Raw genomic sequence first — 15,395 nt, 5'->3', positions numbered from 1 at the left:
CTCGGGACGGGGGAGGGGAAAATCCTGCAGCGCGGTCTAGAGCGTGATGACTTTACACTGATCCGTTCGTGCCGAGTAGCGACCGAGTTGCCCGCAGGGCGTATCGAGGGCGCGTATCGAGGCATTGGTGATGGTCTCTCGATATGCGCTCTCGACAAGCCTGTCCTGAGCGCCTGCCTCGCAGGCAGTCGAAGGGCTCGATCGCTACTCGAGACGAACGGGTCCTACCAAGTCATCACGCTCTAGCGGGCATCCCGAGACCGGAATGCCCATTTCCCCGCCCCCCTCAGCCCTGCCACAGGAATTTCGGCGCGCCCTGCCCGCAGTCGCAATCGAACACATAGCCACAGCCGCCACCGAAGTTCATCTCGGTCGCATAGTCCGGCCCGGTTTCCAGCTGCGCGGCCAATGTCATCGGCTTGCTGCAGGCGGCGCAGGCCGGCGTCTCGTCGCCCTGCAGCCAGCTTGCGACACCGCCCAGCTGCCCAAGCACCTCGCGCTGCCGTCCATCATGCGCCTCACCCCAATGGCTGCGCGCCGCATCATAATCCTTGGCCGTCACGGGTTCGACCTGGGCACCGTAGCGCGGACGTACGACATCCCCGTCCGTCGGGAGATCGGCAAGGCGCAGCCCGTGCGATGTGACAGCAAGGACGGCATTGCCGCCTGCGTCCGCGTCCCATTCGTCGCACATGCCGGGATCGTTGCTGCACATGAAGATGAGCAGCAGCCGATCAGCGGCGCTCGGCCGGATCTGCCCCAGGAACATCATCGCGCCGCTGCAGTGCGCGCATACCGGCCATGCGAAGTCGGGACCGACCGAGGGCGCCCCGCCGAAGAGCGTGTCAGCAGACGCGCCGGCCGGCACATCCTGCCGATACATAAGAAGTTGGACGTCGGTCATAGGCAGCCCTTCCTTGTCACGCGCCACAGCGGCGGGGAACATTAGAACGCCCCGGCCGCACGGATTGCCGCAAACAGGAATAGGCGGTCGCCAATACTGTGATTGTCGCCTCGCAAGACCATCAGCCGTCGGCGCAGAGGCCGGCACCTTGCAAAAGCACTTTGCTTATTGCCGATAACGTCGCCGCGTTTCCCCGCTCCGGAGAGGTCTCACGAGTAATAAAGGTGGCTGGACCAAGCGCCCAGGCCCCATTCTTCGACCGTCTCGACCACCCCCGCATCGGTCGGTGACGACGCGGCGCTCTTCTGCCCAAAGAGGCGCGTGAACAGGCCGGGCGCGGCCGTCGGCGACCCCGATGGCAGAGCGGCTAATTCCGCGGCAATATCGTCATCCAGCGTTTCCAGCCCGTCGGCGAAGGCCGCCACTTGCGCGTCCGGGTCGTCGTCCATCTCGAAGACCTCCTGCACTTCCAGCAGGATATATTTGCGCCGATTGGCATCCGATCCCAGGAAGGCCAGCGTCTCTTCGATCAAGGGCTGGGCGGCCGGTGCCTGGACCTTTCCCAGAAAGCTTTTGAGCCGCGCCAGCCCGGCGTCATAATCCCCAACGAACGCCATCGCGTCCTCCCAGATCGTCGATGGGCATTGCGCCGTCTCGCCCGAGACCAGGATCGCGTAGCTCAGCGGGATGGCATAGGGCCATTCCGACAGGCCTATCGTGTCTGCGGGTGCCGAGCCCGGCACAATATCGGTAGCAAAGAGATAAGCGCGATTAGCCATGGGTCTTACTCACCGATTATTTGCGACAACCTGCCGACGTTCCGCTGCAGATGCAAATCGACCATCTTGGCAAGGCTGGCATAAGCTCCGACAGCAGCCCAGGCGGATGACGTGAGTCAGCTCCCTGCAAGCTCCGGCCAGTAGAGCCGCATCGGATTGTCGATCAGCAGCTTGCGCTGCAGATCGACCGTCGGCGCAATCCGCGGGATCATGTCGACCAGCGCACCGTCGTCCGGAATGGCGTCCTGCATATTGGGGTGCGGCCAATCGGTGCCCCACAGAACGCGATCGGGATAGTCCGCGACCAATGGCGCGACGGCGGCAGCAAAGTCGTCCCACGACGGGCCGGCCGGGTCGAGCCGGTCGGGACATGTCGCCTTGAACGAGATGTCGGCACGGCTGTCGAGCAGGGCGCGAAACGCCGCCATGTCCGCACCGTGCGGCCCCTGGGCCACATCCGGCCGCCCCATATGATCGATCACCAGCGGCACCGGGATCGCATCCAGGAACGGCCGCAGTTCGGCGAGAATGTCGGCTTCGAAATAGACGACGACATGCCAGCCGGCGGGCAGGCGTGCGGCCACCTCCAGAAACTTGTCCTTGGGGGCATCATCCACCAGCCGCTTCAGGAAGTTGAAACGGATGCCGCGAATGCCGCCATCGTGCAGCTGCGCCAGCCCCTCCTCGGTTATGGCCGGATCCACTACCGCCACACCGCGCGCGCGGTCTCCGGATCGGGCGATTGCATCCAGCGTCGCCGCATTGTCCGTCCCGTGGCAGCTCGCCTGGACGATGACGTTGCGGGCGAAGCCCAGCCGGTCGCGCAACGCGAACAGCATGTCCGGTCCGGCATCCTGCGGCAGATATTTGGCCTTGGCCGAGAAGGGAAATTGCGCCTGCGGGCCGAACACATGGCAATGCGCATCCACCGCGCCTGGCGGCGGGGCGAAATGCGGCCGCGACGGCGTTTCCGTCCAGCTGCGGATACGGCCCTCTGCGTCCCGGCTCATGCGAACACCTTTCCGTCCATCAGCTTGCGCGCCGTCCGCAACATGCCCGCCTCGATCGGGGCACCGGTCTCGTCCACCGTCACCACGCATTCGGTCACGCCGCTGGGATGCTCCACCCCCAGCGTCTTGGTGCGCCCCTCCGGAATGGTCGCGCATTGCTGTGCCGGCGATCCCTCGATCAGGCAGGCAGTGGCCACGCTGACCGCGCCCAACACCCCGATCGAGGCATGCACGCGATGGGGGATCAGCGATCGCACCGCGATCGCGCCGCCCTCCCGCGGCGGTGCGACCAGCATCATCTTGGGCACCGATTTCTGCGCGACGTCGCCCAAATTCATCATCGGCCCCGCCTTCAGTCGGATCGCCTCGACCCGCGCTTTCATCGCGTCATGGGCGTCCAGCGTGTCGCGATCCTCATAGCCGGTGATGCCGACATCGGACGCGGCGATCACCACGCAAGGCATGCCATTGTCGATCATCGTCACGCGCACGCCATCGATCTCGTCGACGCCATGGCCGGTCGGGAGCAACGCACCGCACGACGAACCGGCCGTGTCGCGAAAGGCGAGCGGAATCGGGGCAGCACTGCCGGGCACGCCGCTGATCGTGGCATCGCCCCCATAGCGCACGCGTCCGCCCGGTGTCTGGACGGTGGCCACCGCCACCTGCCCCGTATTCTCCATGAAGACGGCGACGCGCGTCTCGTCGCCAGTGGCCGGGATCAGGCCTCGCTCGATCGCGAACGGGGCGACGCCCGCCAGGATATTCCCGCAATTCTGCGCGTCCGTCACGATCGCCTGATCGACGAACACCTGCAGGAACAGATAGTCGACATCCACGCCATCCCGCGCGGATTTGGCCACGACCGCGACCTTGGAAGTCAGCGGATCGGCACCGCCCATGCCGTCGATCTGGCGCGGATCGGGCGATCCCATCACCCGCAGCAGGAAGGCGTCGCGCGCTTCCGTGTCGGCCGGCAGATCCTCACGCAGGAAATAGCCGCCCTTGGATGATCCGCCCCGCATCCACATGCACGGCACGCCGTCAGACATAGTGAAGGCCCATCGCTTCCAGCTTGCCGCGCATATCGTAAATATCGAGGCCCAGTTCGCCGGCGGCAAGCCGCTGACGCTTGGCTTCCTCATTGGCTTCGCGCGCCTGCGCCTGTTCCAGCACCGCCGCTGCATCCGCCCGCTTGACCACGCACACGCCATCATCGTCCGCCACGATCACGTCGCCGGGCTCGATCGCAGCGCCGGCGCACACCACCGGTACGTTGACGGAGCCGAGCGTCGCCTTGACCGTTCCCTGGGCGAACACGGCCTTGGACCAGACCGGAAAACCCATCTGCGTCAGATCTCGCACGTCACGCACGCCCGCATCGATCACTAGCCCGCGACAGCCGCGCGCCATGGCCGATGTCGCGAGCAGATCGCCGAAATAACCGTCGACGCTCGGCGATGTCGGCGCCAGCACCAGGATATCGCCCGCCTGCAATTGCTCGATCGCGACATGGACCATCCAATTGTCGCCCGGGGGCGCCGAGATGGTGACCGCCGAGCCGGCGATGCGGGCGCCGGCATAAATGGGCCGCATATGATGCGCGAGCAGGCCGATGCGGCCCTGCGCTTCATGGACCGTGGCGACGCCGCACGCCGCCAGCCCGTCGATCACGTCCTGTGCGGCGCGCGCAATTTCCCGAACTACCTTGGCCATGTCGGATCCTCCTGACGATGGCGTGGCCAGAGACGCGCCGCAAAGCCAATCGAAAGATGGGATCAGCCATCAATTTTGGCTAAGGATAGGCCGCGTGTACGATCCCTTCGCCTTCAATCTGCGCCACCTGCGCGCCATGACGACGGTCGTGCGCCTCGGCAGCCTGAGCGCGGCGGCGCAGGAGGTCGGCATCACCCAGCCCGCTTTGACCGCCGCCATTGCCGGGCTGGAGCGGCAGCTTGGTGCGCTGTTCCTGCGCAGCAGAGCCGGGATGGCGGCGACACCGGCCGGCGCGATGCTCGCGGCGCGGGTCGAGGAGGCCTATGCGCATCTCGCGGCTGGGCTGAGCCTGAACGGTCCCGCCAACCGCGGCTTCAGCAAGCCCGAACAACTGATCACGACAGCGCAATTGCGTGCTTTGCTCGCGCTCGCGGACCAGGGCAGCTATGTCGCCAGCGCGCAGCAGACCGGTCTGTCCGAGCCTGCCCTCCATCGATCGGTACGCGACATCGAACGGCTGACCGGTACCGCCCTGGTCAAGCGCCGCGGCCGGGGCGTCGCGCTGACACCCGCCGGACGGAGCGCGGCGCGGGCGTTTCGCTTTGCCTTCCGCGCGCTGCGGTCCGGCCTGGCCGAGCTGGCCGCCCTGGCCGATGCCGACGCGCCCGACCGTCTGGTCGTCGGCGCGATGCCGCTGTGCCGCGCCCGGTTGCTGCCGGCTGCCGTGGCGTTGCTGCAGGCGCGCCACCCCAGCACGCACATTACGATCGTCGAGGGTGCGCATCGCGTGCTGATGGAGCAATTGCGTGACGGCCACATCGACATGGCCATCGGGGCCTTGCGTAATCCCCCGCCAGGCCCCGACGTGGTCCAGTCTCCTCTGCTGGAGGATCGTCTGGCGATCATCGCGGGCGGAGGCCACCCGCTCGCCGGTCCGAAGCTTCCGCCGCTTGAGGAGCTGGCGGGCTACCGCTGGCTGGTCGGGCTTCCCGGGTCCCCGTTGCGGCAGCATTGGGACGAAATGTTCGCCAGCGGTCCGCGACCGCCCTCGCCGGTCGATTGCGGATCGGTCATGGTGTTGCGTTGGCTGCTCACTTCGGGCGACTATCTGACCCTCCTTTCGCCCGAACAGGTGGGAATGGAACTGGAAACCGGCCGGCTGGCGATGGTCGGTCCGCCGCTCGACGATCATGTGCGATCGATCGGCGTAACCGTCAGGCGGGATTGGCGCCCCACCGCCACCCAGGGGTATTTTCTTTCGGCGCTGCGCAACGTGGTTTCATAATTCACCAAAACTGATGGGCATGGCGCCATTCCGATTGGATGTTCGGACGCGGGCTGCCTAGCCCGCCCGGCATGAAGGCTATCGCGTTCATTGGTCTTGGCGAAGCTGGCATCGCCTTTGCGACCGGGCTCGGCGCGGATCATCCGCGCGCCCGGGCGATCGACATCAAGACGCGCGATCCATCTTTGCGGTCGGCCAAGCTGATCCAGGCCGGCCAGGCAGGCGTCGACATCCATGACGCACCGGAAGACGCGTTACGCGGCGCCCAAGCCGCCCTTTGTGTCGTCACGGCGGATCAGGCGCTCCCGGCGGCGCAATCCTATGCGCCCGCACTGGACCCTGGCGCGCTCTGGCTGGACATGAACAGCGTGGCGCCGGAAACCAAGCAAGCGGCGGCGGCGGTGATCGAAGCCGCGGGCGCCCGCTATGTCGACGTTGCCGTCATGTCCCCGGTCCATCCCGCCCGTCGCAACGTTCCGCTCCTTGTCGGCGGTCCGCATGCCGATGCGGCGATTGCTGTGCTGCACGATCTTGGCTTCACCAAGGTCCGCAAGATTGACGGGCCGGTCGGCGCGGCCTCCGCGATCAAGATGATCCGCTCGGTCATGGTCAAAGGGCTTGAGGCGCTGACCGCCGAATGCGTGATCGCCGCGCGTCGCGCCGGCGTGCTCGACGAGGTGATCTCCTCGCTCGATGCGAGCGCCGCACCGCAGAGCTGGCGCGAGCGCGCCGATTACAATCTCGACCGGATGCTGGTCCACGGCCTGCGCCGCGCCGCCGAGATGGAGGAAGTCGTGAAGACGCTCGAAACGCTCGGCGTCGATCCTGCCCTGACCTGCGGCACCGTGCTGCGCCAGCGCGCGCTGGGCGGGCTGGGCCTTGCCGTGCCTCCAGAGGGCCTGGAGGCCAAGCTCGACGCGATATTCTCCGCCCCGCAAAGGGATGACGCATGACCCTGGTGATCGATTGTCACGGCCATTACACGACGGCGCCGCCACAGCATGATCAGTGGCGCGACGCGCAGAAGCAGGCGTTCAAGGACGGCACGGCGGCGCCGCCTTATCCGGCGATTTCCGACGACGAGATCCGCGAGACGATCGAGGCCAATCAGCTCCGCCTTCTAAAGGAACGCGGCGCGGACATGACGATCTTCTCGCCGCGCGCTTCGACCATGGCGCACCATGTCGGCGACGAAGGCGTCAGCATCGCCTGGAGCCGTGCGTCGAACGAGCTGATCGCCCGCGTCTGCGCCCTCTACCCCGAGACGTTCGCGGGCGTGTGCATGCTGCCGCAATCGCCGAAGGCCGATCTGGCCGGCTCGATCGCGGAGCTGGAGCGGTGCGTCACCGAGCTCGGCTTCATCGGATGCAACCTGAATCCCGATCCCGGCGGCGGCCATTTCGCCTTTCCGCCGCTGACCGATCGTTACTGGTACCCCTTTTACGAGAAGATGGCCGAGCTGGACGTGCCGGCGATGATCCACGTTTCCGGGTCCTGCAATCCCGGCCTGCATGCGACCGGCGCCTTCTACATCGCCGCCGATACGATCGCCTTCATGCAGCTGATCCAGGGCGATCTGTTCCGCGACTTCCCGACCTTGCGCTTCATCATCCCGCATGGCGGCGGCGCGGTGCCCTATCATTGGGGGCGCTACCGCGGGCTGGCGGACATGCTCAAGCAGCCGGAGCTGGAAGCGCATGTGATGCGCAACGTCTATTTCGATACCTGCGTCTATCACCAGCCGGGCATCGATCTGCTGGCCGAGGTGATCGAGACCAAGAACATCCTGTTCGGCTCGGAGATGGTCGGCGCGGTACGCGGCATCGATCCGCAGACCGGCCATTATTTCGACGACACCAAGCGCTATGTCGACGCGCTGCCGATCAGCGATGCCCAGCGCCACGCCATCTTCGAAGGCAATGCCCGGCGCGTCTTCCCGCGCCTCGACGCACAACTGAAAGCACGGGGATTATGAGCGGACCACGCGACATCCACGCCTATCTGGCGGAATTTGACGATATACCCGGTACGCGCGTCTTCACGGCCAGACGTGCGCGCGAAGGCTATCATCTTAACCAGTTCGCGATGAGCCTGATGAAACCGGAAAATCGTGAGCGCTGGAAGGCCGGCGAGCGCGCCTATCTGGACGAATGGCCGATCACCGAGGAACAGAAAGTAGCGATCCTGGCGCGCGACTATAATCGCCTGCTGGATCTGGGCGGCAACATCTACTTCCTCGCCAAGCTGTTCTCGACCGACGGCAAGAGCTTCCTTCAGGCCGTCTCGACCATGTCGGGCATGAGCCTGGAAGACTATTCCGCAATGATGATCGCCGGCGGCCGCTCGCCCGAAGGTCTCCGCTCTATCAAGGACAGAAGCTGATGGCTCGCATCACTGCCGGTGTGGCCTCCAGCCACATCCCCGCGCTCGGCGTCGCCTCCGATCTCGGCAAGACCGCAGAGGACTATTGGGCGCCCGCCTTTGCCGGCTATGAATGGACCCGCGCGTGGGAGGCCGAACAGAAGCCCGACGTCGTGATCCTGGTCTATAACGATCATGCCTCCGCCTTCGACATGAAGATCATTCCGACCTTCGCGATCGGCTGCGGCGAAAGCTATCAGCCCGCGGACGAAGGCTGGGGGCGTCGCAACGTGCCGACCGTGCACGGCCATCCCGATCTCGCCTGGCATATCGCGCAAAGCCTGATCCTCGACGAATTCGACATGACGATCATCAACGAGATGGATGTCGATCACGGCCTGACCGTGCCCCTGTCGATGATGTTCGGCCAGCCGGCCGAATGGCCGTGCAAGGTGATCCCGCTCGCGGTCAACGTCGTCACCTACCCGCCGCCGTCGGGCAATCGCTGCTGGGCGCTGGGCGAGGCAATCGCGCGCGCCGTCGCCAGCTTCCCGGAGGATCTCAACGTCCAGATCTGGGGCACGGGCGGCATGAGCCACCAGCTGCAGGGTCCCCGTGCCGGCCTGATCAACAAGGCGTGGGACAATGATTTCCTCGACGGTCTGTCCGGCGATACGGACCGGCTGCGTCACATCCCGCACATCGAATATCTGCGCGAAACCGGCAGCGAGGGCATCGAGATGGTGATGTGGCTGGTCATGCGCGGCGCGCTGGGAACCGCCACGCGCGCCCTCCACCGGCACTATCATGTGCCCGCCAGCAACACTGCGGTCGGGCACATCGTGCTTGAGCCGATCCCTTCGGAGACATTAGCATGAAGATCGCCCTCGCCGGCGCCGGCGCCTTCGGCGAAAAGCATCTCGACGGCCTCAAGAATATCGACGGGGTCGAGGTCGTCAGCGTCGTCGGCGCGCGGCTGGAGCCAACCCAGGCGGTCGCCGACAAATATGGCATTCCGCACGCCTGCACCGATCTGGCCGAGGCGCTTGCCCAACCCGGCGTCGAGGCCGCGATCCTGTGCACCCCCACGCAGATGCACGCCGCGCAGGCGATCCAGTGCATGGACGCGGGCAAGCATGTCCAGGTCGAGATTCCGCTAGCGGACAGTCTGGCCGATGCCGAGGCGGTGCTCGCCAAGCAGCAGGAGGCAGGCCTGGTCTGCATGGTCGGCCACACCCGCCGCTTCAATCCCAGCCACCAATATCTGCATCGGAAATTCACCGCCGGCGAAGCGAACGTCCAGCAGATGGACGTCCAGACCTATTTCTTCCGCCGCAAGAATATCAACGCCAAGGGCGAGGCCCGTTCCTGGACCGATCACCTGTTGTGGCACCATGCCGCCCACACGGTCGACCTGTTCGCCTATCAGGCGGGCCCGATCGTGCAGGCCAATGCGATCCAGGGTCCGCTCCACCCTGAACTGGGCATCGCGATGGACATGTCGATCCAGCTGAAGAGCGAAAGCGGCGCGATCTGCACCTTGTCGCTCAGTTTCAACAATGACGGGCCGCTCGGCACCTTCTTCCGCTATATCTGCGACAACGGCACCTGGATCGCGCGCTACGACGATCTCGTCACCGGCAAGGAAGAGCCGATCGACCTGACCGGCGTCGCGGTTTCCTCCAACGGCATCGAACTGCAGGATCGCGAATTCATTGCCGCCATCCGCGAGGGGCGCGAGCCCAATTCCTCGGTCGCGCAGGTCTTGCCCTGCTATCGCGTGCTCGATCAGCTGGAACGCCAGTTGACCGCTGCATGAAGACGCAGGTCGCGATCGTCGGCGCGGGTCCTGCCGGGCTTCTGCTTGGGCATTTGCTGCGCGCGGCGGGGATCGACTGCATCATCGTCGAACGGCAGACGCAGGCCTATGTCGAAAGCCGCATCCGCGCGGGCGTGCTGGAAACGGTGACGACCGATCTGCTGCACCGCCTGGGCATTGACAAGGGCCTGAATGCCAGCGGCTTGCTGGAGGAAGGCTTCAACCTTGCCGATGGCGCGCACACTATCCGGATCGATATCACCGCGCTCACCGGCAAGCATGTCACCGTCTACGGCCAGACCGAGGTCACGCGCGATCTGATCGCGGCGGCGCCGGCGCGCGGGCTGGAGATCGTGTGGGAGGCCGGCGCCGTCACGCTCGACGATCTCACCGGCAGCCCCTCGGTCGGCTATACCAGGGACGGTGTCGCACACCGGATCGAGGCGGATTTCATCGCCGGCTGCGACGGCTTTCACGGCCCCTCGCGCAAGGCGGTACCGTTCGATCAAGGGCGCCATTATGAGCGCGAATATCCGTTCGGCTGGCTCGGCATCCTGGCCGATGTCCCGCCCTGCCACCCCGAACTGATCTATTCCAACAGCGACGACGGCTTCGCGCTGGCATCGATGCGGTCGCCGACGCGCAGCCGCTATTATATCCAGGTGCCCCTGTCGGAACGGCTGGAAGATTGGCCGGAAGACCGGCTGTGGGACGAACTGGAACGCCGCTTCGCACCACTCGCCAGCCGCCCGGTGGTACGCGGCCCCGCAATCGAAATGTCGATCGCGCCGCTGCGGTCGTTCGTGTCCGAATCGATGCGGCACGGGCGGCTGTTCCTGGCCGGCGACGCCGCCCATATCGTCCCGCCGACCGGCGCCAAGGGCCTCAATCTCGCCGCGTCGGACGTGGCCTATCTCTCCGATGCGCTGATCGCTTTCTATAGCGCGGGCGACGAAACCGGGCTGAACGCCTATCCCGCCCGCGCGCTCGCCCGTATCTGGAAGGCGGAGCGGTTCAGCTGGTCGCTGACCAAGCTGATGCACCGCTTCCCCGAAGACGGCCCGTTCGAACGGCGCATGCAGATGGCGGAACTGGATTATCTGGCCGGCTCGCGCGCGATGCAGACCGCCATCGCCGAAAATTATGTGGGCCTGCCCTTATGAGTCCGGGCGGCACAGTGTCATGACGCACCGATAAGCCAAAACGGCACGGACGGAGGGGAATTATGGAAGATCCGCGCAAGATTATCGCCGCTGCGCCGATGTCGACGACCCAGTGGCTGATCGTCGCGGTCATGGTCGGCCTGAACGCGCTCGATGGCTTCGACGTCCTCTCGATCAGCTTTGCCTCCCCGGGCATCGCCAAGGCGTGGGGCATTGATCGAGGCGCGCTCGGCCTCGTCCTCTCCATGGAATTGATCGGCATGGCGGCGGGATCGTTGCTGCTGGGCGGCATCGCCGATCGCATCGGTCGCCGCCGCACCATCCTGTTCTGCCTGATCGCGATGGCGGCGGGCATGTTCGGCGCGGCGACCGCGCATGACGTGGTGACGCTGTCGATCTGGCGCGTCCTCACCGGCACTGGCATCGGCGGGATGCTCGCCGCCACCAACGCGGCCGTTGCGGAAGCCGCGAATGACCGACGCCGCAACCTCGCCGTCATCCTGATGGCGGCGGGCTATCCCGTCGGCACCATCGTCGGCGGGCTCATCTCCAAGGTGCTGCTGGGCGCGTTCGATTGGCGCGCTGTGTTCGTGTTCGGCGGTTGTGCCACCTTGGCCTTCATCCCGATCGTCCTCGTTGCCGCCCCGGAATCGATCGCCTTCCTGATGCATCAGCGCGGCGCCGACATGCTCGCCCGCATCAACCGCACGCTCGCCCGCTTTGGCCACGCCGCCCTTTCGGCGGTGCCGGAGGCCGAACCGCGCCTGCGCAAGGCCGGCCCGGCCGAGCTGTTCGCCGGCGACTATCTGCACCGCACGATCGCGCTCACCATCGCCTACCTCGCCCACATCATGACCTTCTACTTCATCCTGAAATGGATCCCGAAGATCGTAGTCGACATGGGCTATCCGCCACCGCTGGCAGCCGGCGTGCTGGTCTGGGCGAGCGTGGGCGGCGCGGCGGGTTCGCTGCTGCTCGGCTTCATGACGCTGCGCTTCCGCCTCTATGCGCTGACCCTGGTCGCAATGATTGCCTCGGCCATCCTGGTGACGATGTTCGGGCGCCAGATGGGCGGCCTGGGCTGGCTCTCGCTGACCGCGGGCATTGCCGGTTTCGCGACCAATGCCGGCGTCGTCGGCCTCTACGCCCTCATCGCCAAAAGCTTCCCGACCCGGCTGCGCGCGGGGGCGACCGGCTTCGTTATCGGCATCGGCCGCGGCGGTTCGGCACTCGCCCCGGCTTTGGCCGGCGGCCTGTTCCAGATCGGCTACGGCCTGCCGCTGGTGGCGACCCTGATGGCGGGTGGTTCGCTGATCGCGGCCGCGACCCTGTTCGCCGCGCGCCGCGCGCTCGCCGATCAGTGATCGGCCGGCGTCAGTCGTCGGCGAGGATCAGGGCGTCGAGCGCGACCGCCCCCTCGCCTGCGGGATAGATCAGCACCGGATTCAGATCGACCTCGCGAATCTGCGGCGTACCCCGCAGCATCCGCCCCAGCGCGACAACGATGTCCGCCACCGCGTCGACATCCAACGCCGGCGCGCCACGCCATCCGTCCAGCAACGCGCCGCTCTTCAGCTTGCGTAACTCGGCCGTCACCGCATCGCGCGGCAGGTCGGCCGGGATCAGGCGCACGTCCTGCAGGATTTCCGCCTGCACGCCGCCAAAGCCGACCAGGATCACCGCACCCCATTCGGGGTCATTGCGCGCGCCGACGATCAGCTCGGTCCCGCGCGCGCCCATCCGCTCCACCAACACGCCATCGATCGGCACGCCCGCCGCATGCTGCGCCAGATTGGCCTCCAGCGTCGACCAGCCGGCGGCGACCGCCGCCGCATCGGCCAGGTTCAGGATCACGCCGCCGACATCGCTTTTGTGCGACAGCGCCTGGGCCTGCACCTTCAGCACGACCGGATAGCCGATCCGTTCGGCCACCTCCGCCGCCTCCGCCGCGGTGTGCGCAAAGCCGCCCTGCGGGAAGGGAATGGCCAAAGGTGCGAGCAGCGCCTTGGCTTCATATTCGGGGATGACACCGCCATGCGGCAGCGTCGCACTTACCGGCGCGCCCTCCGCCTCGCTTTCGGGCCGCGCCCCGGCAAGCCGCGCGATCGCCCGGAACGCACGATCGGGTGAGGGGAAATAGGACACGCCCAAATCCCGCAGCTGCGCCAGATATTCGGGCGGCACGGGTGCGCCCTCATCCATGCCCGCAAACACGATCGGCTTGGTCGGCGCCAGCGTCCGGATCGCCTCGAGGATCGGAACGAATTTCAGATGCGCCGTCGCGATATCGGTCTGGATGATCGCCAGCACGATCGCGCCATAAAGGTCGTCCGCCAGCAGGGGGGCCAGCGTCCGGCGATACATGTCGGGATCGACCAGCGCCTGCGCGGTCAGGTCCATCGGATTGCTGACCGGGATGAAATCGGGGATCGCCGCCCGCAACGCCGCCAGCGTATCCGGCGCGGGCGCGGGCAGGGGCAAGCCGATCTGCTCGCACAGATCCAGCGTCAACGCCTTGAACGCGCCGGACTCGGTCAGCACGGCCGTGCCCGCCGCCGGGATCGGCCCGGCGCGCATCGCCAGATCGACGACATCGCCCAGCTCTTCCAATCCTTCGACCAGGACGACGCCGGCATGTTCCACCAGCGTGCGCATCACCTGCCAGTCGCCCGCCATCGCACCGGTATGCGTGGCGGCAGATTCCCGCGCGGCGCTCGATCGTCCGGGATGGAGCAGCACGATCTGCTTGCCGACGCTGCGCGCACGCCGCGCCAGCGCCAGAAAACGCTGCGGCTGCCGGAATTGCTCGACGATCATCGCGATCGTCTTGGTATGCGGCTCGTCGATCAGATATTCGACATAATCCTCCACACCCGACGCCGCTTCGTTACCGGTGGAGATGCCCATCGAGACACCCAGCCCCTTGGCGTAGAGCGTGGTGCCGAGCACGATCGCCATGGCGCCCGATTGCGAGACGATCCCGACGCCCTGGCGGTCGCCCAGCCGCTCCGCCGGCGTCTCGACGAAGGTCAGCGCGATGCCATCGACATAATTGGTCAGGCCCAGGCAGTTCGGGCCTTCTACGACCATCCCGGCCTCGGCCGCGATCCTCGCCACCTCCCGCTGCGCGGCGAGCCCTTCTTCGCCGCCCTCGGCGAAGCCGGCCGCGAAGACGACCGCCGCGCCGACCCCACGCGCGGCCAGCGCCCGCACCGTGTCCAGCACCGCGCCGCCGGGGATCGCCAGCACCGCCACGTCGACGCCGTCGGGCAGGCTCTCCACCGAACGCAGGCAGGGCCGCCCGGCCAATGCATCATGCTTGGGATTGATCAGGTGGATGGCGCCATCGAAGCCATGCCGCTCCAGATTGGCCAGCACCTGGTTGCCCAGCGCGGTCGGGCGTTCCGACACGCCCAGGATCGCCACCGACCGTGGCTTGAGCAAACGATCGAGCGAACGCGCTGCGGGCATCGCGGAAGCCACATCGGTCATCGGGATCAATCCGCCTTGCGGTTCTTGTCGTAGGCGCCAAGCCCGGGCTTATAGGTCTTGTCGTCGATGAACTGCTTGATGCCTTCCTTGCGGCCCTCGCTGTCGAAGCTGTTGGCCGCTTCCTGCGCGCGGATCAGATAATCCTCGGCATTGTCATAGGTCATCTCGCCGACACGACGGATCGCATCCTTGGTCGCCTTCAGCGCCACCGGATTCTTCTGCAGCAGCACTGCCGCCACCGCCGCCACGCGGTCCTTCAGCCCGGCGAGCGGGATGGATTCGTTGACCAGGCCCCAGTCCGCGGCGGTCTTGCCGTCGATATTCTCGCCCATCATCGCATGGTACATCGCCTTGCGGAACGGCAGCAGCTCGACCGCGACCTTGGTCGCACCGCCGCCGGGCAAGATGCCCCAGTTGATCTCGCTCAGCCCAAATGTCGCTTCGTCGGCGGCAAAGGCCAGGTCGCATCCGAACAGCGGGCCATAGCCGCCGCCGAAGCACCAGCCATTGACCATCGCGATCGTCGGCTTCTGATACCAGCGCAGCCGCCGCCACCAGCCATAGGCTTCGCGCTGCGCGCCGCGGGTGGCGCCCAGGCCCTTGGCCTCATTCTCGCGGAAATATTCCTTGAGATCCATGCCGGCCGACCAGGACGTACCCTCGCCGCTCAGCACCAGCACGCCGACATCGTCGCGATATTCCAGCGCGTCGAGCACATCCATCATCTCGCGATTGAGGGTGGGCGACATGCAATTGCGCTTCTCCGGGCGGTTGAACCGCACCCAGGCGACATTATCGACAATATCATAGGCGACGGTGCCCTGCTGGCTCGTTTCGCTCATCATCATTCCTTGCTTGGTCTTGTC

The 15,395-nt window shown here is 66.2% G+C and carries 15 protein-coding genes; 8 read left to right on the top strand and 7 right to left on the bottom strand.

The genetic code is table 11. The features are described from left to right. Positions 1-286: 286 nt before the first annotated feature. The 5 genes from ACSBM8_RS02200 to ligK all read right to left on the bottom strand — a co-directional run bounded on the left by ACSBM8_RS02200 (position 287) and on the right by ligK (position 4,409). Positions 287-904: a hypothetical protein gene (locus tag ACSBM8_RS02200; protein WP_442680042.1), complete on the bottom strand. Its 618-nt coding sequence runs from the start codon at positions 902-904 to the stop codon at positions 287-289. 209 nt (positions 905-1,113) lie between these two features. Next, entirely contained in the window at positions 1,114-1,683 is a 570-nt protein-coding gene (locus ACSBM8_RS02195) for a DUF7822 domain-containing protein (RefSeq protein WP_442680041.1), read from the bottom strand. A 116-nt stretch (positions 1,684-1,799) separates the two neighbouring features. Then, the gene (locus ACSBM8_RS02190) at positions 1,800-2,693 is read right to left on the bottom strand and encodes an amidohydrolase family protein (protein ID WP_442680040.1); all 894 of its coding nucleotides are present in this window, start codon (positions 2,691-2,693) and stop codon (positions 1,800-1,802) included. Beyond that, positions 2,690-3,745 (bottom strand): 4-oxalomesaconate tautomerase, encoded by a 1,056-nt coding sequence (locus tag ACSBM8_RS02185; RefSeq protein WP_442680039.1) that lies wholly within the window; start codon positions 3,743-3,745, stop codon positions 2,690-2,692. The genes ACSBM8_RS02190 and ACSBM8_RS02185 overlap by 4 nt, the downstream gene beginning before the upstream one ends. After that, positions 3,738-4,409, bottom strand: a complete 672-nt coding sequence (gene ligK / locus ACSBM8_RS02180; protein ID WP_442680038.1) for a 4-carboxy-4-hydroxy-2-oxoadipate aldolase/oxaloacetate decarboxylase — start codon at positions 4,407-4,409, stop codon at positions 3,738-3,740. The genes ACSBM8_RS02185 and ligK overlap by 8 nt, the downstream gene beginning before the upstream one ends. Positions 4,410-4,503: 94 nt before the next feature. Between ligK and ACSBM8_RS02175 the strand changes: the two genes are divergently transcribed. From ACSBM8_RS02175 to ACSBM8_RS02140, 8 genes are all read left to right on the top strand, one after another. Next, positions 4,504-5,694: a LysR family transcriptional regulator gene (locus ACSBM8_RS02175; RefSeq protein WP_442680037.1), complete on the top strand. Its 1,191-nt coding sequence runs from the start codon at positions 4,504-4,506 to the stop codon at positions 5,692-5,694. A gap of 71 nt (positions 5,695-5,765) precedes the next feature. Next, positions 5,766-6,647 carry a DUF1932 domain-containing protein gene (locus tag ACSBM8_RS02170; RefSeq protein ID WP_442680036.1) on the top strand — a complete coding sequence of 294 codons (882 nt, stop codon included), beginning with the start codon at positions 5,766-5,768 and terminating at the stop codon, positions 6,645-6,647. Next, a complete protein-coding gene (locus ACSBM8_RS02165) occupies positions 6,644-7,669 on the top strand; it encodes an amidohydrolase family protein (protein ID WP_442680035.1) in 1,026 nt (341 codons plus the stop codon). Before ACSBM8_RS02170 ends, ACSBM8_RS02165 begins: the two co-directional genes overlap by 4 nt. Beyond that, entirely contained in the window at positions 7,666-8,076 is a 411-nt protein-coding gene (ligA, locus tag ACSBM8_RS02160) for a protocatechuate 4,5-dioxygenase subunit alpha (protein ID WP_442680034.1), read from the top strand. The genes ACSBM8_RS02165 and ligA overlap by 4 nt, the downstream gene beginning before the upstream one ends. Then, positions 8,076-8,933, top strand: a complete 858-nt coding sequence (locus tag ACSBM8_RS02155; RefSeq protein WP_442680033.1) for a class III extradiol dioxygenase subunit beta — start codon at positions 8,076-8,078, stop codon at positions 8,931-8,933. Before ligA ends, ACSBM8_RS02155 begins: the two co-directional genes overlap by 1 nt. Then, a complete protein-coding gene (locus tag ACSBM8_RS02150) occupies positions 8,930-9,874 on the top strand; it encodes a Gfo/Idh/MocA family oxidoreductase (protein ID WP_442680032.1) in 945 nt (314 codons plus the stop codon). Before ACSBM8_RS02155 ends, ACSBM8_RS02150 begins: the two co-directional genes overlap by 4 nt. Then, entirely contained in the window at positions 9,871-11,037 is a 1,167-nt protein-coding gene (pobA, locus tag ACSBM8_RS02145; RefSeq protein ID WP_442680031.1) for a 4-hydroxybenzoate 3-monooxygenase, read from the top strand. Before ACSBM8_RS02150 ends, pobA begins: the two co-directional genes overlap by 4 nt. Before the next feature lie 62 nt (positions 11,038-11,099). Beyond that, complete coding sequence (locus ACSBM8_RS02140) at positions 11,100-12,401, top strand: MFS transporter (RefSeq protein WP_442680030.1); 1,302 nt, start codon at positions 11,100-11,102, stop codon at positions 12,399-12,401. Positions 12,402-12,411: 10 nt separating this feature from the next. Here ACSBM8_RS02140 and ACSBM8_RS02135 read toward each other — a convergent pair whose 3' ends face one another. Both ACSBM8_RS02135 and ACSBM8_RS02130 read right to left on the bottom strand, forming a co-directional pair. Then, positions 12,412-14,529 (bottom strand): acetate--CoA ligase family protein, encoded by a 2,118-nt coding sequence (locus ACSBM8_RS02135; RefSeq protein WP_442680029.1) that lies wholly within the window; start codon positions 14,527-14,529, stop codon positions 12,412-12,414. 5 nt (positions 14,530-14,534) lie between these two features. Continuing rightward, positions 14,535-15,371, bottom strand: a complete 837-nt coding sequence (locus tag ACSBM8_RS02130) for a p-hydroxycinnamoyl CoA hydratase/lyase (RefSeq protein ID WP_442680028.1) — start codon at positions 15,369-15,371, stop codon at positions 14,535-14,537. Positions 15,372-15,395 lie beyond the last annotated feature (24 nt).

It is taken from the genome of Sphingomonas sp. ASY06-1R, from assembly GCF_052180265.1.
Lineage (GTDB): Bacteria > Pseudomonadota > Alphaproteobacteria > Sphingomonadales > Sphingomonadaceae > Sphingomonas_I.
Note: the sequence above shows the minus strand (reverse complement) of the source record. Positions and strands in the feature narration are given on the sequence as shown.